This is a genomic window from Johannesbaptistia floridana (genome assembly GCF_057440575.1).
Map to the genome: position 1 here is coordinate 20905 of NZ_JALKVM010000280.1, position 24797 is coordinate 45701.

The 24797-nt window shown below is 35.0% G+C and carries 23 protein-coding genes; 2 read left to right on the plus strand and 21 right to left on the minus strand.

What is annotated here, in order from left to right:
* Positions 1 to 246: 246 nt before the first annotated feature.
* A complete protein-coding gene (locus MW688_RS17220; protein WP_486737246.1) occupies positions 247 to 2352 on the minus strand; it encodes a flotillin family protein in 2106 nt (701 codons plus the stop codon).
* 27 nt (positions 2353 to 2379) lie between these two features.
* Positions 2380 to 3054 carry a DUF1449 domain-containing protein gene (locus MW688_RS17225; protein WP_486737247.1) on the minus strand — a complete coding sequence of 225 codons (675 nt, stop codon included), beginning with the start codon at positions 3052 to 3054 and terminating at the stop codon, positions 2380 to 2382.
* A 63-nt stretch (positions 3055 to 3117) separates the two neighbouring features.
* On the opposite strand from MW688_RS17225, the gene MW688_RS17230 reads away from it, so the two are divergent.
* Positions 3118 to 4833: a peptide ABC transporter substrate-binding protein gene (locus MW688_RS17230; RefSeq protein ID WP_486737283.1), complete on the plus strand. Its 1716-nt coding sequence runs from the start codon at positions 3118 to 3120 to the stop codon at positions 4831 to 4833.
* 78 nt (positions 4834 to 4911) lie between these two features.
* Here the strand turns inward: MW688_RS17230 and MW688_RS17235 are convergent, their stop codons facing one another.
* The 17 genes from MW688_RS17235 to MW688_RS17315 form a co-directional block, all read right to left on the minus strand.
* A complete protein-coding gene (locus tag MW688_RS17235; protein ID WP_486737248.1) occupies positions 4912 to 5109 on the minus strand; it encodes a type II toxin-antitoxin system HicA family toxin in 198 nt (65 codons plus the stop codon).
* A gap of 2 nt (positions 5110 to 5111) precedes the next feature.
* Entirely contained in the window at positions 5112 to 5360 is a 249-nt protein-coding gene (locus MW688_RS17240; RefSeq protein ID WP_486737249.1) for a DUF1902 domain-containing protein, read from the minus strand.
* Between the two features lie 214 nt (positions 5361 to 5574).
* Entirely contained in the window at positions 5575 to 7122 is a 1548-nt protein-coding gene (locus tag MW688_RS17245) for a dynamin family protein (RefSeq protein ID WP_486737250.1), read from the minus strand.
* On the minus strand, positions 7115 to 9118 hold the full coding sequence (locus MW688_RS17250) for a dynamin family protein (RefSeq protein ID WP_486737251.1): 2004 nt from the start codon (positions 9116 to 9118) through the stop codon (positions 7115 to 7117). The genes MW688_RS17245 and MW688_RS17250 overlap by 8 nt, the downstream gene beginning before the upstream one ends.
* A gap of 360 nt (positions 9119 to 9478) precedes the next feature.
* A complete protein-coding gene (locus MW688_RS17255; RefSeq protein ID WP_486737252.1) occupies positions 9479 to 10030 on the minus strand; it encodes a hypothetical protein in 552 nt (183 codons plus the stop codon).
* 404 nt (positions 10031 to 10434) lie between these two features.
* Complete coding sequence (locus MW688_RS17260; RefSeq protein ID WP_486737253.1) at positions 10435 to 11505, minus strand: C39 family peptidase; 1071 nt, start codon at positions 11503 to 11505, stop codon at positions 10435 to 10437.
* 141 nt (positions 11506 to 11646) lie between these two features.
* Positions 11647 to 12747 (minus strand): ATP-binding protein, encoded by a 1101-nt coding sequence (locus tag MW688_RS17265; RefSeq protein ID WP_486737254.1) that lies wholly within the window; start codon positions 12745 to 12747, stop codon positions 11647 to 11649.
* A gap of 122 nt (positions 12748 to 12869) precedes the next feature.
* Positions 12870 to 13196 (minus strand): hypothetical protein, encoded by a 327-nt coding sequence (locus MW688_RS17270; RefSeq protein WP_486737255.1) that lies wholly within the window; start codon positions 13194 to 13196, stop codon positions 12870 to 12872.
* A 49-nt stretch (positions 13197 to 13245) separates the two neighbouring features.
* Positions 13246 to 15000 (minus strand): Hsp70 family protein, encoded by a 1755-nt coding sequence (locus MW688_RS17275; protein ID WP_486737256.1) that lies wholly within the window; start codon positions 14998 to 15000, stop codon positions 13246 to 13248.
* 148 nt (positions 15001 to 15148) lie between these two features.
* Entirely contained in the window at positions 15149 to 15532 is a 384-nt protein-coding gene (locus tag MW688_RS17280) for a hypothetical protein (RefSeq protein ID WP_486737257.1), read from the minus strand.
* A gap of 284 nt (positions 15533 to 15816) precedes the next feature.
* Positions 15817 to 16413 carry a hypothetical protein gene (locus MW688_RS17285; RefSeq protein ID WP_486737258.1) on the minus strand — a complete coding sequence of 199 codons (597 nt, stop codon included), beginning with the start codon at positions 16411 to 16413 and terminating at the stop codon, positions 15817 to 15819.
* A 3-nt stretch (positions 16414 to 16416) separates the two neighbouring features.
* Positions 16417 to 16740 (minus strand): hypothetical protein, encoded by a 324-nt coding sequence (locus tag MW688_RS17290; protein WP_486737259.1) that lies wholly within the window; start codon positions 16738 to 16740, stop codon positions 16417 to 16419.
* 43 nt (positions 16741 to 16783) lie between these two features.
* The gene (locus MW688_RS17295; RefSeq protein WP_486737260.1) at positions 16784 to 17104 is read right to left on the minus strand and encodes a hypothetical protein; all 321 of its coding nucleotides are present in this window, start codon (positions 17102 to 17104) and stop codon (positions 16784 to 16786) included.
* 12 nt (positions 17105 to 17116) lie between these two features.
* The gene (locus MW688_RS17300) at positions 17117 to 17794 is read right to left on the minus strand and encodes a hypothetical protein (protein WP_486737261.1); all 678 of its coding nucleotides are present in this window, start codon (positions 17792 to 17794) and stop codon (positions 17117 to 17119) included.
* Between the two features lie 34 nt (positions 17795 to 17828).
* Positions 17829 to 19979 carry an AAA family ATPase gene (locus MW688_RS17305; RefSeq protein WP_486737262.1) on the minus strand — a complete coding sequence of 717 codons (2151 nt, stop codon included), beginning with the start codon at positions 19977 to 19979 and terminating at the stop codon, positions 17829 to 17831.
* A gap of 353 nt (positions 19980 to 20332) precedes the next feature.
* On the minus strand, positions 20333 to 20572 hold the full coding sequence (locus tag MW688_RS17310; RefSeq protein WP_486737263.1) for a hypothetical protein: 240 nt from the start codon (positions 20570 to 20572) through the stop codon (positions 20333 to 20335).
* Complete coding sequence (locus MW688_RS17315) at positions 20565 to 21173, minus strand: RNA polymerase sigma factor (RefSeq protein ID WP_486737264.1); 609 nt, start codon at positions 21171 to 21173, stop codon at positions 20565 to 20567. Before MW688_RS17315 ends, MW688_RS17310 begins: the two co-directional genes overlap by 8 nt.
* Positions 21174 to 21600: 427 nt before the next feature.
* Between MW688_RS17315 and MW688_RS17320 the strand changes: the two genes are divergently transcribed.
* Complete coding sequence (locus tag MW688_RS17320; protein ID WP_486737265.1) at positions 21601 to 24051, plus strand: NB-ARC domain-containing protein; 2451 nt, start codon at positions 21601 to 21603, stop codon at positions 24049 to 24051.
* Positions 24052 to 24114: 63 nt separating this feature from the next.
* On the opposite strand, the gene MW688_RS17325 is transcribed toward MW688_RS17320, so the two are convergent.
* Entirely contained in the window at positions 24115 to 24273 is a 159-nt protein-coding gene (locus MW688_RS17325) for a hypothetical protein (protein ID WP_486737266.1), read from the minus strand.
* A gap of 90 nt (positions 24274 to 24363) precedes the next feature.
* Positions 24364 to 24777, minus strand: coding sequence for a glycine-rich domain-containing protein (locus MW688_RS17330; protein WP_486737267.1), 414 nt, complete (start codon positions 24775 to 24777; stop codon positions 24364 to 24366).
* Between the last annotated feature and the right edge of the window lie 20 nt (positions 24778 to 24797).

A 24797-nucleotide genomic window follows, 5' to 3' on the forward strand; every position in this document is an offset into this window, starting at 1 on the left:
CATTATAGGAATTAGGATAAACAAACTGAAAAAGCCACTCTCTATTGTTCGCCTTTAGCTAAGATATGAGTCTTAGTTTTATCTAGAAAGCGCCAACTCAATTACTCTCAGAGAGATTTAGTTATTTTTTAATTCTTTAAGACTGAGAGTTTCACCCTTTGAAAACCCGGAGGGTTGTCAGGTTGTTGTTTGAGTTGGTGGGCTTTCTCTAAAAAGAGCTATATTCCTTTATAAGAATATTCAATCTTAGCTTTGATTGTGACTTAAGGGTTCGTCTTCTAATTCTAGCTCATCTATATCGGATCTATTCGATATATCTGATACAGGGTTAAAGTTCATTGTTTCTTCGGATGTTAAATCTGGGCCTTGAAAATTAGGGGATTTGGCAATTTCTGTTTCTTGAGTAGATGTTGTTGTTTTTGGTGGGTGGGAGTTATTGATATTTGTAGATTGGGGAGGAGAATTAAGTAGAGTAGGAATCATGGCGATTAATTCTACTAATTTACCTTCACTCATTAAGCTATTGATTAGGGATAAACCACTAGTAGACCAAAGCAATTTACTCACATCTCCCATACTGTTGTTAGATGGTTGTTTGCCATTACCATTACTACCGCCATTTACTCCCGGAAAGGCGTAAATACGGGCATCTCCTAGTACACCAGGCTGAGGTGCTAAATGCTTGACTATTTCTGGTAATTGAGGCGCTAATTCTGGCCAAATGGTTTTGATTAGTTCAGCAGTGCGATTAGCGTTATTGAGGGTATTTTCTGCGGCAATTAGGGCCTGTTTTCCTTCGGCTTCAGCCATGGCTTGGTAGCGGTTAGCGTCTGCTAGGGTGCGAATTGATTGGGCTTCAAATTCTGCGGCTTGACGAGCAATTTCTGCTTGGCGACGACGGCGGAAAACATCTAATTCAACCACGTTTTGGTCTGAGATGCGTTTTTGTTCTGCTTCTTGTTCGGCGGTGATGATTGAGAGTCGTTTTTCTCTTTCGGCTTTTTCTACTTGGGTTGCTGTTTCTACAGCACTTTGGGCTTCGGCTTTTGCTGCTTCTGCGGCGAGACGTTCTGTTTCTTTTTGGGCGATCGCCACTGCTGCTGCCTGTTGAGCTATTTTTGATTCTTGTTCTGCTTCAGCTACTTCTACTTGGGCCCGTAATTGAGAAGCTGCTACATTTTGTTGTCTAGTGATTTCGGCTATTTCTGCTTCTTGTCGCTGTTTTGTTTGGGCTAATTTTAGTTCTTTGTTCTTTTCTTCTAGAGAGATATCTGCTTGAATTTTACTAGCTTGAACTGCTAATTCTTGATTAATTTTCTCTTCTTCAACGTTTTTTGTCTGTAGTAATTTATTTTTTTCTATTCTTGCTGTTTCTTGGTCTTTAGCTGCTTGAATTTCTCGTTCTCTTTCTGCTTGAAGTAAAGCTATTTCTTTTTGTTGAGTGAGTTTGGCGTCTTCTTTTTGTCTAGCTATTTCTAGGGATTGTTTTTCTGCGTCTAATTCTCTTTGTTCAATGGAGACTTTGGTTGAGAGTTCTACTTCTCTTTTTTGTTGGGTCGATCTTTGTATTGTTTCTGTGCGTAAACGTACACCTTGAGCATCAAAGAAGTTATTTTCATCGTAGGTATCACTTTCTTCAATTTCAGAAATGGCTATATTGTTGAGAGTTAAACCTACTTTTTTTAAATCGTGCTGAATTTGGTTAAACACTTCATCAGCAAAACCGACTTTGTCTGAGTCTATTTCCGCGATACTTTTTTTCTTGGCGGCGGCGCGAATGGCATCATCTGCTCTTTTTTCAATTGCTTCTTTGATGTTATTTTCGGAGATGACGCCATCTTTAGATAGTTTAGCGGCGGCGGCTAGAACATCTTCTTGGTTTGGTTGTACACAGACATAGAAGGTTACCCGCATATTTGCTCTCAAGTAGTCTTGAGTGCGCACTGCTAGTTTATTTGTTCTTTCTACGTCGATAGAAATTTCTCTTAGAGGTACTCTTGTAATTTCATGGAATCCTGGTAAGACTACACAGCCTCCATTGATAATTACTTTTTTGTTTTTAATAAAGATACCTCCTGTGCGCACAAATCCTTCGTTAGCGGGGGTGATTACGAAGACTTTGGTATAAGCCCAAGTACTCAACAGGAGTAAAATTACTAATCCGGCGATTAATCCAGAGAAAAATACTGGACCACTCACTTGATTTATGCCGGGTAAAAAAGCTACTTGAGAGGTTGAGGTTTGGATTAAAGTAGATTCTTGATTGGGATTAGGTAACTTAGCTTGTTTTACCTCTAGTTGAGAGGTATTCACGGCTGGTAATGATTGAATAAGATTCAGATAAAAGTGCATAATTTTTCACCTTGTCAATTATTTTGTTTAATTTGAGTGATTATTTAGCCAGTAATCTTCATCAGAACTGTCTTTAGCGATTCCTAGGTAAGCTTGTGATTTTTGTTCTATAATGAGAATCTGTTCTCCTCGATGGGGAATTACTTTGGCCCATCCCGGTAAAGTCACCATAACTGTGATTCGGTTATTGTAGGAGTCTAAAACATCAGCGTGACCGATTTTTCCGTCTCGGAGATATGGGATGGTTTTGGAGGTGACTGTGCCCACACAACCAATTAAGCGATCGCTATTAGTATCTTCTCCAAACTCAGCAAAAATCTTTCCCAGAGGGTAGCTGAGTACTTTTCCCGTGGCGATGGCAATAAACATGGAGACTAGGGCAATTAATCCTCCTAATCCCCAAAATCTCTGGGGAATTTCTCCTGTTAAACTACCTACTAGTAAATTTAGTATCCAACCAGTTACCCCCCAGGTGCTAAAATCTATACCCAAGATTAAAATTAAGGGGGCTTTCCCAATGCCTAGTAATCCTAGTAATTCTCCTGGGGAGAAATCACCACTCCCATCTATTTCTAGTTCTAGGTCTTCTTCGGTGGCTGTGGAATCTTCATTATCTCCACCTGTTAAGATAACTGAGAGGAAACAGCTTACACCCAGACCCAAAAAAATCCAGTAGGGAAGGTTAGCGGAGTCAAATAACATAACTATGTTAGTCTCATTAATACTTTTAGTAGCGATACATATATTATATATCTAATTCAATAAATAATGCGTAAATTACAAACTATCTGTTTATTTTGTCTGTCTCTAATTTTGACTTTTACTTTTGCTGCCTGTAACTCTCAACCTAGTCAAGAGACACAAGATACAACACTTAGGCTACTATATTGGCAGGCCCCAACTATTCTTAATCCCCATCTGTCTACTGGTTATAAAGATTATGAAGCGGCTAGAATTACTTTAGAACCTTTAGCAAGCTACGATGCAGAGGGGAACTTAAGACCATTTTTAGCGGCAGAAATTCCCAGTTTAGAAAATGGGGGAGTAGCTGAAGATGGAAAATCAGTGACCTGGAAACTTAAACAAGGAATTAATTGGTCAGATGGTGAACCCTTTACTGCTAGTGATGTGGTGTTTACTTATAATTATATTAGTAATCCAGAAGTTGGTACAACTACATCAGGAACTTATGAAACGGTAGAAAGTGTAGAAGCTATTGACGACTACACAGTGAAGGTTAATTTTAAAAGTGTTAATCCCTCTTGGTTTTTAGTTTTTGTAGGTCCAGAAGGAATGATTATACCGGAACATCAATTTGCTGATTATCTGGGTTCAAATGCCCGTCAAGCGCCAGGAAATCAGCAACCTGTAGGCACAGGACCTTATCAAGTGGTAGAATTTAGACCAGGTGATTTGATTATATATACAGCAAATCCAGAATTTCGCGAAGCTGCTAATTTAGGTTTTGAAAGAATCGAACTCAAAGGGGGTGGGGATGCAACTTCAGCGGCAAGGGCAGTTTTACAAACTAATGAAGCAGATTATGCCTATAATCTCCAAGTAGAAGCTAATATTCTCCAAGAGTTAGAAGCTGCGGGTAATGGTCAAGTTATCTCTAGTTTTGGCGCTTTGATGGAGAGAATACTGATTAATCATACAGATCCTAGTGCAAGTAGAACTAATGACCAAAGATCTACAGTAGAATATCCTCATCCTTTTTTCCAAGATATCAGAGTCCGTCGCGCCTTTAATTTGGCCGTTGACCGGGAGGCGATCGCCACTCAACTCTATGGAGTAACGGGAAAACCAACTGCTAATGTGGTGGTTGCGCCTCCTATATATGTCTCTACTACTGATAGTTATGAGTATAATTTAGAGAAAGCTGCCGCTTTACTTGATGAAGCAGGATGGATAGATAGTGATAATGATGGTATTCGAGATAAAGATGGTATCAAGATGCAAATTGTTTTTCAAACCTCTGTTAATCCCCTACGTCAAAAAACTCAGCAGATTGTTAAACAGGCTTTAGAGGAGATTGGGGTAGAGGTAGAGTTAAGGAGTATTGATGCTAGTATCTTCTTTTCTGGAGACCCCGCTAATAGCGATACTGTTGAGCGCTTCTATGCTGATTTACAGATGTACACCACTGGTAATCTAAGTCCAGATCCCACTACCTATCTCCAGACTTTTACTTGTGATGCTATTCCTCAACCGGAGAATAATTGGACTGGAGATAATAATTATCGCTATTGTAATCCAGATTATGATCTTCTCTGGCAACAGGCAACTCAAGAATTAGATCCTGAAGTAAGAAAAGATTTATTAGTCTCTATGAATGATTTACTAGTAAGTGAAGCGGTGATGATTCCTGTAATACATCGCTCGGAAGTTATTGGTATTAGTAATAGTCTTGAAGGGGTAGAATTGACTCCCTGGGATTCGAGAACTTGGAATATTCAAAATTGGCGTAAAAAGTCTTAAACTCAAATCTTCCACCTTTGCCACAAGCTACTGTTGAATGAGAACTTAGAATATTCATTCATTGGCGTAAAAAAAGTCTTAAAAAGCTTTAGAAAGTCCTGCTTGTTTTAAAACAGCATTAGCAGTATGACGAGATTTAATTGTCCCATCTACAACAAATCTTTTTTGTGTAATTGGACTGTACCAAATTTCATGATCACCTTTTCCTTGACGTTCAAAATAACATCCTGCATCCGAAAGAAGTTTTTTTAATTGAGGTGTGAATGAAGATGGCATTTTTAAGATACCAGGGAAATAATCTCTTGACGATGACAAATTAATTCAATCTGAAGCAATCCTTGATAATCTGCTTCTAGCAGTCCATTTAAGATTAACAATTCTGGAATCATTTCTCGTAACTTATCATTAAGATTCTCTAATGTATCTGCTTCTGTTGCTAACCCTGAAATCTCCTCACTAGTCGCCACCCAAACATCTGCTTCAGCATCCCAAATCACTTGTACATGGTAAACTTTCTGTTTTTTCATGCCTATTTCTTTACTTTTTACTATTCTAGTTTAGTTTATATCACGTAGATTTGAGTGAAAGTTGACCTTTGCAACATCTTAGGCTAAAGAGAAATGAACTTTTTCTGAGGTTAATTTAGTACATAAGTACTGGTGTAAGATGTGAGGTTAAAGAGAATTGATGCTACCTGCATTTCTTACCAACTTGGCGATCGCAATTAATATTTATTAGCCTCTATTTTTGTAAAACTTGATACAAAATTCTTTCATAAGAGCGAGCCAAAACACTAGCGGCTGCAACTGAACTAGGTTCTGTTCCCAAGTAATCTGAAGCCCTTTGTTGCCAATACTGCATTCTTTTCAAGGCTGTTGTGATTTGTTCTTGGTGGCTACAAAATTCTTTTAAGCCTAACCTACTTATTATATCAGTACCGTATTCTCCTGTTATTTGTAGGAGTTGTTCGGTTTCTGTTTCATCGAAGTCTAATTTTTGGTCATAATAATCTCGCAATACTTTAAATTCAGCAAAGCCTAAATCATTTGCTTCGATGACTTCAAATTGTCCTACTATTTGTTCGATAATTTCTCTAGCTTCTGATGGTAATTGATGACGTTGTTTAAAATAAGTATCATTAATAATACATAAAGCTGTATTTAATTTAATTAAAAATGCACGATGACCAAAATGAGAAGTAATTATCTTTTTTAATTCTAGAAGACCACTAGATTTTAGTAGTTCTATTTTTAGAGTTTCTAGATTATCAATTCCTGAAAGAATAAGAGAACAAGCTAACCAAACTCCGTATTGTCCAAGTTTATTCCAAACTAATCTTCTTCTTTCTGGAGAAACAGGAATTTCAGGGTATTCTCTTTGAGTAAATCGTTCTTGTACTCTTAACTTGCTTTCGAGAAAATTAGGTGATACCTGAGCTAAATTTTTTAATATTTCAAATTCTTCAAAGGTTAATGTTTGTGCCCCTAAAGCAAGAAGTCCACAAATAGGCGAAATATTAAAAAATAATCGTTTAATTTGAGGATGTTCTGATAGTCTAGTGACTATCTTTTCTACTCCTGTCATAGGATTATCATAATCTGACCAACAAGTATCTACCTTTGTCATTACACCAATAGCATTAATAGGGGTAGCTTGATTCAAAGTAGAACCAGCAAAGGTTTCCATAATGTATTTGTCTGTAGTAGAAATACTCTGACTAAACAAATACATTACTGCATCTGCGTTGCTGGCTTCTTGCTGAGTAACTTCAGTTAATTCTTGCCCATGAAGTTGCAGAAAATCTTTAGTATTGTCTGAGTCATCTTGATAAAAAGAATCTAATCCTGGTGTATCAATTAGATTAAGGGTCTTTAAAATATCGTTAGGGTATCTGACTTCAATATATTTAATACTTAGAAGATAATCTTGATTTTCTTGAGGGCGTACAGTCAATGCTTGTAATTCTTCTAGAGATTTAGTTTCTGGAGAGCTACCATCTTTAAAATGAACGATGAGGGAAGGGGTAGAAGCATATTTGAGCCAATTAACATTAAAAGTGGCTTCTACCGTACCTGTTGCTACTACTTGTTCTCCCAACAAAGCATTCATTAGGGTTGATTTTCCTGCTTTGATTAAACCAACTATAGCTACCCGCATTGGTTCATGAAGTCTTTGATATGATAGTTGTAAAATGTGATGAAAATCTTTTAGGTTTGGTTGATTAGCTGTTTGAGCGAGAGCCGAATTAAAGATAGATTCTACAGTTTCTAGTAAGTTATGATTATCCATCAGCCCAATCTTCATCTTCAGATGCTACAGTTACAGTAGGAGTAGGAGGTTTTTGATCTTTTTCTTTTCTAGTAGATGTTTGAGTTCCCCTCTGATTAGAGGGTTTTGTTTCTTTCTGTGCGATTATGTTTTCTGCTAGTTTAGTAATTTGTTGCTCTAAGTAGTTAATTCTTTGTAGTATAGGTTTGAGTTCAGCAATTTTACGTTGGGTTTGTTGTTGAGTTAGTTTTTGAGATTCTTTCAGAGAACGTAGGGTGCGCTCACAGGTTTCTTTTTCTTGTTGTATTTGGATGGTTAATTCATCTCGCATAGTACGCTGTAACTCTTTAATACTGGAATTTAAGTTATTGAAATATTGTTGTTGAATTTGGTCGATAAATTTTTTGACCTCTACTAAAATTTGACGCTTAGTTTTATCTTTTTCCCTTGATAAAGCCTCTTGAGTTCCTGTTACTACCCCTCCCATGCCACCTAAAAATGCTCCTAATTGAGAACCTATTACAGCTCCAGGTGCAGCACCTACACCCCCGAATAATGTTCCAATAGCACCACCTACAAAACCACCAACAATATTACCAAGAAGTCCCCCTATCATGCTTTTATAGCTTGCATTTCCACCTATATTTAGGGTTTTTTCCCATAAGTTACTACGTTGTATTTTATTCTCTTGAAATTCATATAGATTGTTATCTATAGTGGCCAAAGATGAACTAGAAAAAGGATTAATATTCAATTGAGTGTTTTGTTTGATTTCTTGTTCTAAGTCACTTGCTAATTCACTGATAGTGTCAGTCAAATCAACAACAAGAGAGTTAATTTTTAACTCAATTTGATTGATGAGTTGTTCAGGATTAGATAAAATTTTCGGGTTGTCTAATTCTTGTTCTGCTTGACTATATATTTTGGTCATTTCTTGTCGATAGGTATTTACAATTTGCTCTCTAATATCCTGTAAACCATCGTTTAGTTTATTGTGCCAATTGCTGTTATTTTTGAGTAAAGTTTGTAGTCTTTGTTCAATTTCCTCAAATTCTTCCTTAATTGTAGCTAATTGATCAGGAGATTGTTGACAAGCTTCCCATTCAGCTTCTAAAGGCGTTTTGATTTGACTCAATGCTTTTTCTAAATCCGCTAAAGCTCGTAAACTTAAAATATAGCCTCTTTGTTGTTCGAGAATCTGCCAAATTTCAGTTTCTAAAGCAGTAAAATTACTATCTTCTAAATCTTCCTCATCTTGAGATTTTAAATAAGCTAATTTAGCTTTACTAGAGACAGGAATTAGGTTAATTGCTTCTGGTTTACAGTTAAGGGTTTTTGTGAGTTTTTCTCGATTACTGTTGATGATTTCTTGATAGTTACCTAAGTCTTTTTTGGTAATAGCAAAAAGAAAGTTTTGACAGTGGCGGTTAATCATCTCCACAAATTCTAACTCTTTAACCGTATATGGCTTTTGATTATCACTGACAAAGATAACTATATCTGCATTGGGGATAAACGCATAGGAAATAGCAGTATGTTCTGTATTTAATCCCCCGACACCTGGAGTATCAACTAACACTAATCCTTCTTTTAATTGAGGGTTAGGAGACTCAATAATGAGCATTTGTGCTTTCTTCTGGTTATTACTGTTTTTTTGTTCTGTAACGTAGTCGGAAATTTCTTCCCTGCTAATATTTTTGGTTCTTCCTTTTCCCTGTTCACCTAAAACTACAGTAATTTTTTCTTCTTTACCATAGGTAATGCTAGAAACTAAGTTAGTGGTAATGTCAATATCAACAGGAAATAAATCTTGTTCATTTATTAAAGCATTAATCAAGCTGGATTTTCCTTGTTTAAATTCTCCAGCAATGACGACGAATAGTTTACCATTAGTAAATCTTTCCCCTGATTCTTGTAAAGTTTTAGCAATATCTTGTCTCTTACTTTGGGTTACAAGAGCTTGAGTTTGTTGAAAAAGTTGAATGATTTTGTGTCTTTGTTGTTGATAATTTTCCATGGTTTTACAAAACTAATTAATAATGAAGAGCAGAAACAATAATGATAACCAGATAAATAGGTTTTCACCATAGCATTTTTCGGACTCATGAGGTTGTACCTAACTCGGAGCCTCCTGCCTCCTGCCTCCTGCCTTCTGCCTCAAAAGGATAACCTCTGTACCTCACCAGCCTTAAAAAGGCTATATTTGGTTTAATACTCTTCAATAATTGTTTACAGTGTATTTTTATTCTTAGCAATAATAAGGTTCGCTATAGCTTCCATCAGAATATTAATATGGAAGTTAAGATTGAGGTATTAATAAATTTTTCACAGAAGTTCATTATTTTCTCCTTATTTTCAATTATTGTTATTGTTTTAATCAGTGTCGAGTTAAAAAGCGATCGCAAAACTTGCTCCCGAAAATTCGATAATAGGGAATTAAAGGAGGTTCAATTAAAGTTGAGAATAAATGGCTAAATTCCTCTTTCCATTCTGGTGATAAACCATTTCCATTTTCCAGTTCGGTAAACATCTCATCATACATCATTAACAATTTACTGCGTGTTTCTAAATATTCTCTTTTTGTCATTCCTGCTATGGCATCATGAGGATATGTACCAATTGGTTTAGACCATTGTAATTCTGGTGCAGGGTTATTAAATTTTAGATTAATGTATTCTACAGGGATTTGATTAGACCATTGGACTGTAATCTTAGCAATGGGAGGAGATAAAACAGTTTTGCCTTTTTCTATTGGTTTAAACCCAAAGCAAAGTAAGATAGCGTAGGCTTTTTTATCTCTGCGTAATGGAATAGGTAAACCTATACCTGCTTCTTGAGGGATTAACTGCATAAATAAGGGAGTTTTACGGATATTTTTTAGCAGTTTTTCTGTATTAGATAATTGTTGTGTTTCTAGTTGGGTAGTCATGGGAACAAAGATTGTCCTATTTGTAATTAGTGATTTATGTTATGAGTTACAAAGAGTCAGTATATTTAAAAGACTCACATCTTTTACCAGTACTTATGTACTAAATTAATCTCAGAAAAAGTTCATTTCTCTTTAGCCTAAGATCTGGCTCGGTCAAGCAATTTTTAAGCGCGATCGCATTAATTCTTTAACTCATTACTCATTACTCCTTACTTCAAGACTTCAAAACTTCAAGACTTCAAGACTTCAAAACTCATTACTCATTACTCATTACTCATTACTCATCCACCAGTAACATTAGGTAAAGATGCAAGATGTGAGAAAGACCTCTTTGTGTTTTGGGTTAATACTCAGAAAAGTCTGACAAAGTTTTCAAACAATATAAGCAAATTTGTTTTTCGCTTTTATACACTACCATAGGCATCTTTTGCGTCACTATAATATTCATTAGCTTTTTCTTGAGCTTCTGCTGCTTTTTTCTCAAATTCTAAAGCCTTATCAATATTTCCACTATTAGCGTAGCTTTCTGCCCAACCTCTGGCACCATCAGCATCATCTTGATAAGAATCACCCCAAGATTTTTTGGAATCTCCTTCTGCTACGCTGCCTACAAAAACATTATTCATATCAACAGTATTATTGAAAACAAACTGAGTAGGATTTGACTCAACACTACGACCAGTAGTTGACACCATAAAATTGTTACTATCTTCCCAAGCATTAAGAAAATCGTTTGCAGAAACTCTTAAACCTTTACCATCTGGTGTACCGGGATCATTGAGAATAATCATTGGATTATCAGGATCGCTGTTATCAATACCAATTACTTGTACTGTATGATTAGGTTCTTGCCCTGGCATTCCTTGTAAATTAGCGACTAAATCATCCTCATCAATGTCGTCAGGATACCAAATTTCGTCTGCATCAATAGATACTAAGACTTTGTTTCCTGCTTCGAGTTGTAGATTAATATCTTCTAAACTAGCATGGATAGTTTTCTGCACATCAATACCATAAGCTTCTAACAAATCTCCTAATTGTAACATTGGAGTTCCACAACCAGGGATATAAGTTCCAGAAGCTACAGCAGTATTTACTAATTCATTTTCAGTGAAGTCAATACCATAGGCTTCCCCAATGTCGTCTAAGACAAATTCTTGAGCAACAATGGCACAAGTATCATTATAGCTTTGCTGATGCCAATGTTCGAGATCATTGGCAATATCTACAGTCTCGATATTTATTGACTCTAAAGCATCTGATTCTGAAAGGTTGTCAATATATTCATCATCTGGATTTGGGTCAAAAATATCTAAATCGCTGTCTATAAATTGAAGTTCGGTTTCATCAAAGTCTATTGACAAATCATCGGAAATATTATCGCCGTCAAGATACGTTTCAATTTCAATCTGATCGGAAATACCATTTTCATTTAAATCGTGTGATAAGTCGTTATATATATTGTTGTAGAGCATGGTTTAGATTATGGAGTGCGGGGTGTAATAATTTTTGCTTTTAGCTTATTTGACATTTCTAAGTAAAACTACTTATTTAAAATAATTAATTTAAGGCTTGATACTATCAAGCCCCTCTTCTCCAGAATTTATCTTGACTTTTTAAGATTGTTCTTGATGATGATGATTTTTATTATTGTCACTATTAGATGAGTTGTCTTTGTTTAGCAAAGCCTTTTTGATTTGCTCTTCTGCTTTGGTTTTCTCCTCTTCTGTTAATGATTTACTAATGCCTTTTGTAGAAGTTCGTTCTAATTTTATTCGATTAATTGCTTCTATAAATTCCTGTTCCTCAATGTAATCTTGATTTTTTCTTGCTGCTCTAACTGCGGTATCAATAACAGCATTTTTAATATCTCTTCCGCAAACATCATCAACTTTTGCTAAATTGTCAATAGATACATCTTTTGTTGGTAATTCAGAAGGTAAATGTTTTTGCCAGATATGTTTTCTAGCGTTTTCATCTGGCATAGGAAACTGAATGTGCTTGATTCTCGTTTCAAATGCTGTGTCATAATTTTCTACTAAGTTTGTAGCAAAAATTACTACTCCTTCAAATTTTTCTAGACAAATCAAAAGTTGACTTGTCATAGAATTAGCCGCTCTTTCTGAACCTTGATTAACATCTGTCAATCTTTTTGATAGTAAAGAATCTGCTTCATCAATAAATAAAACGGCATTATCTCTTTGAGCAGCATAAAATAAGGCTTCTACATTTTTAGGTCCATCTCCATGAAACTTGCTTTCAATCTGAGCGTAACTAGCAACAATAATCGGTTTACCTAACTCTTTAGCAATTCCTTGTGCCGCTAATGTTTTTCCTGTTCCTGGTTTACCATAAAAGTTTAAAGCTGTGCGAGGGAAAGGCTCAATTAATTGTAGATTCCATTCTTTGAAAACTTTATCTTTAACTTTTAAAGTTTCTATTGCAGATAAAATATTTTCTTTAACGTTTTCAGGAACAATTAATTGATCTAAAGAAAATAAAGATGGTTTAGCTTGATACTGTTCAGATCTTTTTTCAAAACTAATATCATCTCGATTCTTTTCCGTATTTTCTGTTTGATTTGATTTGATGTTTTGACGATTAAGTTTTTTATTGCTAATGGTTATGGCAATTTCTTTTACCTGACTTTTTTCATGAATTTCTCTAATAATTTTTTCTAAAATTATTAAATCATCTTGTATTTCTTTTTTTTGCAATACAGATGGTATTCCCTCTATGTGATAAATGTTTTGAGTGGTCATAATGGCACCTTAATAAAAAACCAAAATTTTTTTGAAGAAAGAGATGCTTGAAGATACATCTACTGTATTAGAAAGTTTTAATTTTCAAGATAAATAACTCCATCGTTTTCTTTTAGTTTTGATTCAAGAGATGATTCTATCTCATCTGAAGTAACTATCTTAATAGTATCTTTTACAGGATTTGCATTCTCATCTAATTCAGCGCATACCACAGTATTTTTTTTTGTTTGTGGATTTTTTCTTATCGTATCCACTAATCCTCCATCGAAAACCAGTGCTCGCTTAGATTTCCTATTTTTAAACCAATCAACAATATATCTTATGGTAATACTAGCCAATGCTACAATTAATGATCCACCAGCAAGTAGTCCAAAAGCAATCAACCCAATAGTAATAGGATCCATAGTAAATTTTCCTCAATAGTTTTCTCAGAATCAAAATTTTTAGTAATAATCAATATTCAATATAATAAACTTCGTTATCTTTAAGTAAATACTCTAATTTATCATCTAATTCTGAAATGCGAAAACGACGTCCATAAGGGTGTTTATTACTATCATAAACTATCTGATTTAATTCATCTAAGAACAGTAAAGTTATTAATCCATCTTTGCTAATAATAGCTCCCTTCTTTACCCTATCATCTTTAGGACGACTATAGCGAAAATAACCTATAAATTCTTCATAGGTGTAAGTATTTACAATCTTATCCTCTATAGGTAAATCAGAGTGTGATGAACTACTGAACCAATCTTTAAAAACATTGGCAGGATTCAATGAATTAAATATTTGCTGTAAAATTTCTAATAAGTTTTGTGACAAATGCATATTTTGGTTTCCCTCCAAATTCACTTTAATTTTTGACATACGATACTCGAAATAATCTTTATTTTTTTTAAAAAGTTTTTGCCAGTTTTTCTTAGATTTTGAATCGTTTTTTTGGTAAAAATAAGCTAATCCTAAGTTAAATAAAGCTTCATAATCGTCTCTATTTAGTTTGAGTTGTTTTTCATAAAAAAAAACGGCTTGTTCAAAATCTCCTTTTTTTAAGCATTCATTTGCTCTTTTTAAAAAATCTTTGTTTCCTGTATTTTCCATAGTTTCTTTCCTAATATCTTTACTTCGTTTTCCCCTTAAGTTGTTTTCGATAATCGCTGCCCCTTGACATACCGCTAACTCAGGTTCATCAATTAATAAAACTGAAGATTGTAACCGATTTCCGAGACTTTCTGAAACATAAGGAATTCTACAACTACCGCCTACCATGAGGACTTTAGTAATATCTTTATTAGTCAAACCAGTACTCTTAATTAAATCTTCACAAAGAACAATACTTTTTTCCACATAAGGATAAATCATGTTATTAAAATCATTACGACTTAATTCATAAAGTTGATGATTAACTGGAATGTGACCAACAGCTTCCGAAACTCCACTAAGTTGATGTTTTATCTCTCGACAAAAATTAATAACAGAATTTTTCTCAGGAGAGTTACCTTTCGTTTTTAAACTCTCTTTTAATTGTTCATCACAATTATTTTTTAAATCTTCAAAAATAGCACGGTCAAAATCAATTCCTCCACAATTTTCTTCCCCTACAGGTTGCCCTAAAACTTGAAAACTTTTATCTCTTTTTTGGATTAAAGTTGCATCAAATGTTCCTCCTCCCAAATCATAAACTAAAATAATATCTCCTTCTTGAAAACTATTAGGATTCTGATGATTATAATAATTAGCAGCGGCTACAGGTTCTTCTAAGAGTTCTACTGAAGTAAATCCAGCTTTCTCTCCTGCTTCTTTCATTAAATCCTTTTTGTTTTTTTTGTAAGTAGCAGGAACAGTGATAACGACATCAGTAATTGTCCCTTTATCTAAAGCCAGTGTAATTTTTTCTGCTTCTTGTTTTAATGCTTTTAATACCTCCGTTACTAATTGTTGAGGGGTAAATTGATATTCTCCCTGACTGCCTAGAATGTAGGGGTAGTTTTGTAATAAGTCACGTTTAAACTCTCGACGGTATCGAGTAATATCTTTAAACTTCCTGCTTTCGGCTAACTGACCAACGAGAAATTTTCCGGTTTCAGCTAGATAAACACTAGAAGGAAAAGAGTAACCCTGTTTAGCAGGTTCTTTGACTAAGCGTAAATCATCATCTATGATTAGAGCAGCACTAGAGTTACAAGTTCCAAAGTCTATTCCTAGAGGCATGAATCATCAAAAGGTAATTTTATTTATAAAATAAATTCATTCCATTTTTTCGCTGTTGTTGTAGGTATTATGCTAAGAAGCTTGGTCTAAATCAAGACTTTTTGTATATTTACTAACAGCTTTAAATGGTCACGAATTTAGCCTATTATTAGTTTCCGCCATGTATTTTCCAGCAATAAGGGTACCTATTATATTCACATTGAATACATTCGTACCAATCACCATTTTTCTGAGTAGTGTAATAATCACCACATCTTGAATCAAAGGATGGGCGGCTATCAATAATAATTTCTCCTGCTAATAATAGTTCAGATGTTGTAGTAATATCATTAGCCGGCAAACAGGGTTGATTTTGAACTGGCAAGTTATTTAGGCTTTTTTCCGCTAATTGATATGTTTCTTCTGGTCCGGCATTTATTTTGACTAAATCAGAAGTATTAGCTAGAGAAGCATTTGAGAAGCATAGGGCTGAACTGATAGCTACTGCCAAGGATAAATAATATTTTTTGGTATTTTTCAATTTTGTATTCATGTTTTTTCCTCATTGCATTTTTTTAGTAGTGCAGCAAGAATGTTGATAGAAATTAGAGTCTACTGAAAAGGCTTTATGTCACTAATATGTTTTTACAGTGTTGCCATCCTATCAACACTCTTCTGTCATTATTTTTGTGTTTACTGAATTATCATTCTCTAATTATTAAGAGGAGTTTAGCTCGTCATTTCTTACAAAGCTCGAAGAATTTTTTTTATTGTTTCCTCATAATTTATCTATCTTTCCACAGATTTACCTCACTACCTTCATTGTTTATCTAATAATTAATCCTCAATATTACTGAGGAATTTTTGCAACCATTTAGGACCTGCTGTACTTGCTAACTGTCCTGCTAATGCTGATAAAGTAGAAAAATCAAGAGGTTTGACTTCTGGTAGTTTTTCTAGTAAATGATTATCATCTGAAATATACCAGTTTAAAGCAGGTTGTTGGACACCGCATTTTGCACAGCTAATTGTGCCGTCGTCACTGATTTGTAGATTACCTTCACATTGATAGTGTAACCATTGATAAGGTGGCGATGATAACTGATCGGGGTGACTAACGATTAAATCGTAAGTTTGTCTGTTTTGTTCTTCACTCATAATGTTAATAATTCTCCTTGCTTTATTTCGGCTGTTTTGTTTCTTTGATATGTTTGTGTTCAGTTTTGTGTTATTAGACTGATTTAGTTTAGTCTTTTTAGAAGTTATATCGATAATGTCCGTATCATTATCAGTGATATTATCGTCTTCAATCTTGACATATTCCAAAGGAAAAAATATCACCCAATTTTTGGCATTAGGAATCATCATCGCAATATACTTTCTGAAAAAGAAAACAAGAAAAATCAGTAAAAAAATACTAATTATTAAATTCATCCTTTACCAGTCATCTCCTAAATTGTTCAGTAAAGTTATCAGCCATTGTTTACCAGCAAAACTTGTTACTTGACCTGCGGTAGAAATAGCACTAGCAAAATGAGCAGTTGTAGTTGGTCGAAAATCAGTAGTATGAACTTTACAAGCATAGCGCCAATTCTTGATATGAGAGGATTCACCGCAACTAAGACACTTATAATTAGCGTCATCACCAATCTGAAGTTTACCACCACAATTATTGTGATACCATTGAGCCTCTGCTCCTCCAGCTTCTCCCAGAGCAATACAAGCAGGACAGCGAATTTTAAGATCAAAGTAAGTTGCCATTTTTAATTCCTCTTTAATGTGTTTAATGTGTTGAAAAAAATAATTACCAATCCCCCAAGTTAGAAAGGAGATTAAGAAGCCATTGTCGTCCGCCAATATTCATTACTTGGGCAGCTATAGTAGTTGCAGCAGCGAAGTGAGTAGCATCTGTATCTTGATAACTACCTTGATGGGATTGACAAGCATAGCGCCAATTTTTTATATGGCTTTTATAGCCACATTTAGAACAGCGATAATAACCGTTATCACCAACCTCTAGCCTTCCGCCACAATCACTGTGATACCAATAGGAAGGAACACCTCCTGTCTTACCCTGATAAATACAGGCAGGACATGAAATTTTTAATGTGTAATAGGTTGTCATGATTTAGAATCTCTAACGATTTTGCCAACGTTTTTCTTGAACAAAACGCTCAAACCAACGGTCTTCTCTAAATGATTTAGCGATCGCTTCTAAACGTTCCATCCCATCTTGGAATTCACCCCGCGGATGTTTATGCTGAGAGGCTTTCGCATTAGGATCATCTTGAAATCCTTTTTCAATTTGATCTGTTTCTTGGGTGGCTGCTCCTAAAACTTCCATTGTTTTTGTAATATCTTTTTCAGTTCGAGGAGCAGAAGCTATGTCAGGAATTTTAGGTAAATTAAACTTTTCACCTAAAATACATTGCAAGATAGGAATGGCATACTCATCCACAATATTTACAGGTAAAGGATCACGTCTCATTTCTTTGCGTTCCCTTCCTGCTAACCAAGAAATAAAGTCTTGTAATAACCATGCTTCGGTTTCACTTTGAACTGTTTTGACAATAAATTTGAAAGATTGAATCTGTAGCTGAACCTCTAATTCAACTTCAATTGCAGATTCTTGGATATTTCCTTTGTCTTTATGACGATCTAAACGAGTAGCCACAGCAGGAGGAATATCATAATTTTTCTGATATTCAGCTACATATTCTAGTCGCTCTAAAGCACAAAGCAAACGCTCCCAAGTATCATCACATATTTGTAAGTTAAATTGTAACTGTTCTTGTTTTTGTCCTTGGTTATTCATGAAATTTACTCCTTATTTTATTGAATTACAATCATTAATTAAGAATTTTTCCACTTTTAACAGTGGCTAATGCTTGTTGAAAATGGTTAAGTTGAATTGAGCCGTGAAGGAGAAACATTCTCAGACATTCTTCACAAACATAAAACACTTCTCCAATGGATAAACCTTGTAAAGAATTAGCCAGTTCTTGATAATTAGTCTCCGAACTTAAGTAATTTTTTAGTTGAGATTGAATGATCAATTCATAATCTTGAATTGAAGGGATAGGAATATCAATTAAATGCCCAAACACTGAAGAATCAAGCAAAGTTAGTGGTAAATCATCAAGACTTCTCGCAGTGGCAATGACAAAAATATTGTCATAAAGTCGGTTGCGTCGAATTTCATCAATTAGATTTTCAGCAAATAAAAAACTTTCCCTTGTTTCTTTAATCTGAGATGAAAAGGCTAAATCAATTTTGTCAATTAAAAGAATTGAAGGAGAAGACAATCTTGCTTTGCGGAAAATTTCTGCTAAGGTTTTACCTCCTCGATTTGATTCCTGATAAATAAAATCTAAAGCCCTAACAAAAATACACTGTACTCCCAGTTTTCGGGCTAAAGCAGAAGCTAAGGATTTTTTCCCTGATTGTGATGCACCTACTAAAATAATTCCTGTGGGTGGTGTTAAACCCATTGCTTTTAATTGCTCCGGGGATTTTAGGGAAGGCTCAATCAAATTAACTAATCTTTGTTTAACGGTATCCACTGCTAAGAGTTGATCCCAACTTAGAGAATTAAATTGATGAGGTAAATCTCTTAAGGTAGTTGGTTGTAACTCCTTAAATGCTTGATAAAAATCATCATTGGAGACAACAAGAGGCTCAGATTGTTCATATTTTCCCTCTGATGAAAGATGAAAAATACGTCTTAAACAACGAATAACCGCTTCCCTTGCTAAGGCTGCTAAATCTGCTCCCACATATCCCGATGTTTTTTTCGCCCAAACTGCTAAATCAACATCAGAGGCTAAATCCATGTTTTTGACATAGATAGAAAGAATTTCTAAGCGATCTGACTCTGAAGGTAAACTGACTTCAATTTCTCGATCAAATCTTCCTGGTCTTCTTAAGGCAGGATCGATCGCATTGGGGCGATTAGTAGCGGCAATAATAACCACATTGCCCCGATCTGCCAATCCATCCATCATTGACAATAATTGACCAACAATTCTGACTTCAAATTCAGCCGTAAAAGAGTCTCTTTTCCCCGCAAATGAATCAATCTCATCAAAGAAAATAATACTAGGGGCGTTTTGCTTGGCTTTTTCAAATACCTCTCTTAATTTGCGTTCACCTTCTCCGACAAATTTAGACATTAATTCAGGTCCATTGATGATATAAAAGTTAGCGTCGATCGCATTAGCTAAAGCTCTTGCTAACATGGTTTTACCATTGCCCGGTGGACCATAAAGTAAAATTCCTCTAGGGGGATTAACTCCTAATTGTCTAAAAATTTCAGGATGTTCTAACGGTAATTGAATCACCTCACGAAGTAAGCTAATTTGTCTTTTTAAACCACCAACATCCGCAAAACTAACATCTGTTTGTCTTGGTTTCAGTGAGACTCCATCAAAGGTAATGCTTGTTTTTTCATTACATCTAACAGGTACTTTTGCAGGTTCAGCTTTAACAACTCGTAAGGTAATCCAATAAGTTGTACTATCAGCAGAAAAGGGAACAACAAAACGAGTATTTTCTCCTAAGACAACATCTCCACCCGAAATTCTATTTTTGAGTTTTCGTAAGTCATCTTCTGTCTGAAGTTTGTTAACATCATCTCCTACTACTTGTAATTGAATACTGGTAGCAGTTTGAATATCATCAGAGGGTAAAACTCTAATTTTTACCGAGTCATCAGGACTTAATAAACAAGTATCCATTAACGGAGATTCCAAACCAAGGTAATTGGACTCAGAATCACCTTGAAACTTATCGTGTTCTTCCTCATGCCAAGCAAAACCATAACCCTTATTTTCCCCATCAATAGAACTAACTTCTACAAAGAAATATTCGCTATCACTGGTTTTCTGTAATTGCTCATATATTGATTGAGACATGATAACCATGTTTTGACCAATATGCTTAGGTTTATAAGGAAAAACAGAGAATATTTGCTCTTTATTTATTTTCGTTTCTTGTATCATTATTTTATCTCTTAGTATTTTTAAATAACGATAATTTACCAATGACGGTCGTAATTATGTTTACAATTGCCACAAGTTTTACCACTTCTCTCATAAGCCTTGCAATTACACTCAGAAGCAGAGCATTTACCGTAGCCACATTTAATTATTTCTACCAATTTCATTTTTGTTTCATCCAGGGCAAGATCTCAGTCCAAACAATTTATTACTTTTAACCTCCTGTTCAAACTATGTATTTACTGAATTATCGTTCTCTGATAATTAAGAGGAGTTTAGATTGTTATTTCTTACAAAGCTCGAATATTTTTTTTATTCTTTTCCCTTCTTTAATATCTTGTATCTTTAGCAAAATCTTAAAATAGAGACCTTCCGATCAGTTTTTCCAGTGCCTGAAAAGCTTTGTTTTGGGTTTGTTGAGTAATTTTAGGTAACAAACCATTTACTTCTAAATCTTTAAGTTCAATAAAAGATATTAACAAATGAGCACATTGCTGGCATTCGGCTATGTGTTGAAGAATTTTTCTCCCTTCCGTATCACTTAGCTTTCCCTCAATTAAGAGAGCTAGTTTTTGTTCGTTGGGACAACTACACATAAAGACATGCTTCCTCCAGCAATGTACGAAGGTTTTTCAAAGCACGACTGCATCTGGTATAGACATTCCCAGTGCTAATCTTCAATATTTGTGCCACTTCCTGCACGCTATGTCCTTCGATTTTGTAAAGTAGAAGCACTTCCCGTTCGACACTATTTTCTAAAGACATGATCGCTTCCCTGATAGATTCCACTAGTTGGCGACGCTTAGCTGATTCCTCGGGAATTAGCCAACCCTCTACCTCATGTAGAGAAACAATCCAATCAATATCTTTCACAGCCCGATCCATTTTCTTCAAAAGAAGTCGAGAAGCGATTAAGCTTATGTAGTTTTCAAGTTTACAAGCTTTTCCTGACTGGCTTTGTCCTCGAAAATCCCGGAGAGCTTTCCAATCATTTTTTTTAAGCTGAATAAAAAGCTCATTAACAAGATCATCGAACTCAATTCCTAAAGTTTGAAACTTTCTTTTTGCTAGAAAACTCAGACGAGAACCACATCTTACTATTAAGAGATAGGCTACTGCCCATTCATCTCCTTCAATAATTTGGCGAACAATTTCCTGATCGCTTTTTAGTTCGTATTTTTTATATCTATTATTCATTCTAACTTTTCACAGTATTTCTATTCGGTTACTAAGATTAGGAGTTGAGGAGTAAATATTGGTTTTACTCTTGGTGTCCATAACTTATGGTTTTGGTCACACTGCGATCATGAGAGAACGAACAGAATCTGTCAAACTTTTCGACCTTTCGCTGAAACCTTAGATACATAAAGAGTTCAGGCGATTAAGAAATAAACTATTAGAAAATAGGTTTAGACCAAAGCACTCCTAAAAAAGTACTAAATAGGCCAACAGGCGAGAATCAATTTTTAAGCGTTTAGCATTAACTCATTACTTCAAAACTCATTACTCAACCCCAACCAGTAACTTTGAGTAAATATGCTTTGGTCTGAGTGAAACCTTTGATACATAAAAACTTAGGCGATTAAGTATAATCAAACCAACTGATTGTCTTAATCGCCTTACAATGCCTAGCTCAAAATCAGAACTACTTAAACAAAAAATACGTAAACTATTAGAAAACCTGCTCACTTATGACAGGCAACAAAATCCGTCCTCAGAATCGTCACTCAATCTAGAAACTAAATGGTCTCAAACTAATCTTGAAGTATATACAACTTTAGAGGACTTATTAATTACAAAAATATTTGAACCTAAGGAAACATTATCAACTTCCCCTGCCTCTCAATCTAAAGATAAGTCTAAAGATCACTTGAGATATCTTCTAAACAGGATACTCAAAGAAAACCTAAAACTTTTAGAAGATAATCGAGTTAAAAACAAAATAAAGAACGTAAAGAACGTTAGAGGAATTCGATACTGGAGATTTACCCTAAAACTTTGGTTCTCACCAGAAGAATTGGCCTATATTGACAGGAATTTAAGAGCTTTTGACCAACATTGGCAGAAAATATATAAAACTAAACCGACACAAGAACTTATTTTTCATAATCTTCCTTCTCGTCGTTATACAAAACTACGTGGCTATGAAAAGGAATTTAATCGTCTCTTGAAATTACTATCCCCTAAATGCAGAGAACAGATAATTTGTCTTGAAGGAATGGGAGGAAGTGGTAAAACTTCTCTGGCTTTAGAAGTAGCTCATTATTGTCTAGAAGTGAGTAAAGATCGTACTCATCCTCTTTCTTTTGATGCACTAATTTTTACTTCGGCTCAAACTACTCATATAGTAGGAAGTAGTATCATGCCTAAATTATTGGGGGCAGACCAATGTTTAAGTGATATCCTGCGGACGATGAGCGACACTTTAAAATTTCCTCTCGAACCCTCTTTAGACTTTATCAAACAATTACAACTTTTAATCAATCATCTCAATCATAAACTCGTTCTTTTAATTATTGATAACTTGGAAACAGTGAGAGATCGAGATGCGATCGCCAACCTTATTTCTAATTTTCCTGAAACCGTTAAAATTATTATTACCAGTCGCATACCTTTTGCTCAACCAAACAGTTGTTCGATTTCTCTAACTCACTTAAAACCCAAGCCAGGTGCAGAATTAATCGATGATTTAGCAAAAAAGTGCCAAAGAATCCTGTCTCCAAACCAAATCAGCTCAATTTATAAGCAGACGGGAGGATTACCTTTAGCTATTACCTATTTAGTAGCACAAATTATCACCACAGGAGTTCCTAACGAGCTAATTCCCATGGTGATCAATAAAACACCCGATGAATTACTAAAATTTTGTTTTGCCGATTTAGTTAAATCTCTCTCTCAAACTCCCGCCTATCAATGTCTATTGATTGCCTCTCTATTTACTCAATTTGCTAGTACAAAAGCGATCGCCTATATTAATCAAACCACGGAAAAGATAACTTCTGTTCATCTAGAACACCTAACCAACTTATATCTATTATTTCCTGAAAAAACAGAACAATATAGCCTTCATTCTCTCACTCAAGAATATTTACAACTAGAATTAAACCAACAACCTGACTATCAAACCCAAGTGCGCGATCGCCAAGTACAATGGTATTTACAATTAGTGGAACCCTATCGTTCTCTTTCTGCCAATGAATGGCATGATTACAAAGAGTTAGAAACAGAATGGATTAATTTGCGTTCAGTGGTTGAGTGGTGTATTGTAAGCGATCGCTATTTAGATGTTAAGAACTTTTGGCAAGGTTTAAAAGGATTTACTAGTATATTAGGATATTGGAGGGAAAGAAAAATCTGGTTAGTTTGGTTATTAGAAAAGGCCCAAGACAAAGAAGATAAACTAATGATAGCTGAAGCCAAATTTCATCAAAGCCAAACCTTAGCTCGAATTGATCAAAGCGATGCTAGTGGCGAAGCAATGAAACTTGCTCTCGAAGCCTGGAATTTAAAAGAATATTGTGCTGCTGATTGGCAATTAGACTTATCATTATATATTACCGCTCTTCATATTCGTAAACAAAAACCCAATTATAGGAAAACAGTGAAAACATGGCTCAATAGCAGCCAAAAATTATTTGATACTTTACCAGAAACGATTCCCACCTACTCAGAAAAAAAATGTCAACTATTTTATTATCAAGGCGAAATTTATACCCAATCTCAACAACTCGACACAGCTTTAGACACTTATCAAACAGCTTTAGAGATTGCCAAAACTAGCGATTATCAAAGAGGTATTGCTTATGTTCGTTCGCGAATTTCGGTAATTTTAATTAAGCAAAATAAGTTGGCAGAAGCAAAACAAGAATTACTCTCGCTTTTAAAGCTTACAAAACAACACGGAGATAGACGTTCTGAAGCTTTTTGTTATCAGTATTTAGCGATAGTCGCCAAACAGCAAGAAGATGTAGAATCAGCAATGGGTTATGCTAGTTTAGCGAAAGAAGGATTTAGTAACTTAGGAATGGAAGCAGAAGCCGCTAAGATGGAGAAATTTTCAGCAATATCTAACTAGGACTTGCTGAATAAATATACAAAAAAGTGGGCAATTAATGCCCACTCTATTTACCTACTCCAATTACAACTGAACAGATTTAGTTAAATCACTCAAGTGTAACTTGACACTAGGACGTTGTAATTTTTGGCTATCTTCCTGAGAAAGAAAACAAAAGGCAGATTTCTGAACTAAAAAGCAAAAGGCAGCTTGATTGTTTTGATTCATTCTTGTGCTATTCATGAAATTACTCCTAAAATGGTAGTGTACTAAATGACTAACTTAAACAACTCACGAGTGACAAATGATTTTACCTTAACAACCCCCGATGAACTACATTTCTACCCCAAAATGCCTCACCCAAAGGGCTTGGGTTTTATTGAATGCGCCTTCTAGAGAGTGGCGATCGCTTTCATCTCTAACTCCAAAATATGGAAAGTGATCTAGAAAATCACCGAATAAAGTTTGACAATCTGCTCTATACTTATAAGTATCAAGTATGTGTGTATGCCATACGCGATCTATTACCCTAGAAGGAACAATTGTTTCATTGGGGTAAAGGTAATTAAGGATGAGAAACAGTCGATACTGTTCTATAGCTTGTGTTGCTTGTTCTAAAGTCCAAGCAGTACCCTCTTCAGGGTTCATGAGTTTAAAAGCTATACAGCCGAAGTCAATTTGGTTTAAACGACTTATAAACTCCTGCTGTTTTTGTTTAGATGGGGTTGTTAAGGTATTGGAATTCATCAGAGTTCGTTTTTAATTTC

Excerpts from the sequence above, each read along its gene's own strand:
- MW688_RS17250 (WP_486737251.1), bottom strand. The coding sequence starts at position 9,118 with ATGGAAAATTATCAACAACAAAGACACAAAATCATTCAACTTTTTCAA.
- MW688_RS17320 (WP_486737265.1), top strand. The coding sequence starts at position 21,601 with ATGCCTAGCTCAAAATCAGAACTACTTAAACAAAAAATACGTAAACTA.
- MW688_RS17295 (WP_486737260.1), bottom strand. The coding sequence starts at position 17,104 with ATGACAACCTATTACACATTAAAAATTTCATGTCCTGCCTGTATTTAT.
- MW688_RS17255 (WP_486737252.1), bottom strand. The coding sequence starts at position 10,030 with ATGACTACCCAACTAGAAACACAACAATTATCTAATACAGAAAAACTG.
- MW688_RS17225 (WP_486737247.1), bottom strand. The coding sequence starts at position 3,054 with ATGTTATTTGACTCCGCTAACCTTCCCTACTGGATTTTTTTGGGTCTG.
- MW688_RS17240 (WP_486737249.1), bottom strand. The coding sequence starts at position 5,360 with ATGAAAAAACAGAAAGTTTACCATGTACAAGTGATTTGGGATGCTGAA.
- MW688_RS17285 (WP_486737258.1), bottom strand. The coding sequence starts at position 16,413 with ATGAATTTAATAATTAGTATTTTTTTACTGATTTTTCTTGTTTTCTTT.
- MW688_RS17325 (WP_486737266.1), bottom strand. The coding sequence starts at position 24,273 with ATGAATAGCACAAGAATGAATCAAAACAATCAAGCTGCCTTTTGCTTT.
- MW688_RS17330 (WP_486737267.1), bottom strand. The coding sequence starts at position 24,777 with ATGAATTCCAATACCTTAACAACCCCATCTAAACAAAAACAGCAGGAG.
- MW688_RS17275 (WP_486737256.1), bottom strand. The coding sequence starts at position 15,000 with ATGCCTCTAGGAATAGACTTTGGAACTTGTAACTCTAGTGCTGCTCTA.
- MW688_RS17235 (WP_486737248.1), bottom strand. The coding sequence starts at position 5,109 with ATGCCATCTTCATTCACACCTCAATTAAAAAAACTTCTTTCGGATGCA.
- MW688_RS17305 (WP_486737262.1), bottom strand. The coding sequence starts at position 19,979 with ATGATACAAGAAACGAAAATAAATAAAGAGCAAATATTCTCTGTTTTT.
- MW688_RS17290 (WP_486737259.1), bottom strand. The coding sequence starts at position 16,740 with ATGGCAACTTACTTTGATCTTAAAATTCGCTGTCCTGCTTGTATTGCT.
- MW688_RS17315 (WP_486737264.1), bottom strand. The coding sequence starts at position 21,173 with ATGAATAATAGATATAAAAAATACGAACTAAAAAGCGATCAGGAAATT.
- MW688_RS17220 (WP_486737246.1), bottom strand. The coding sequence starts at position 2,352 with ATGCACTTTTATCTGAATCTTATTCAATCATTACCAGCCGTGAATACC.
- MW688_RS17280 (WP_486737257.1), bottom strand. The coding sequence starts at position 15,532 with ATGAATACAAAATTGAAAAATACCAAAAAATATTATTTATCCTTGGCA.
- MW688_RS17310 (WP_486737263.1), bottom strand. The coding sequence starts at position 20,572 with ATGTGTAGTTGTCCCAACGAACAAAAACTAGCTCTCTTAATTGAGGGA.
- MW688_RS17300 (WP_486737261.1), bottom strand. The coding sequence starts at position 17,794 with ATGAATAACCAAGGACAAAAACAAGAACAGTTACAATTTAACTTACAA.
- MW688_RS17245 (WP_486737250.1), bottom strand. The coding sequence starts at position 7,122 with ATGGATAATCATAACTTACTAGAAACTGTAGAATCTATCTTTAATTCG.
- MW688_RS17270 (WP_486737255.1), bottom strand. The coding sequence starts at position 13,196 with ATGGATCCTATTACTATTGGGTTGATTGCTTTTGGACTACTTGCTGGT.
- MW688_RS17260 (WP_486737253.1), bottom strand. The coding sequence starts at position 11,505 with ATGCTCTACAACAATATATATAACGACTTATCACACGATTTAAATGAA.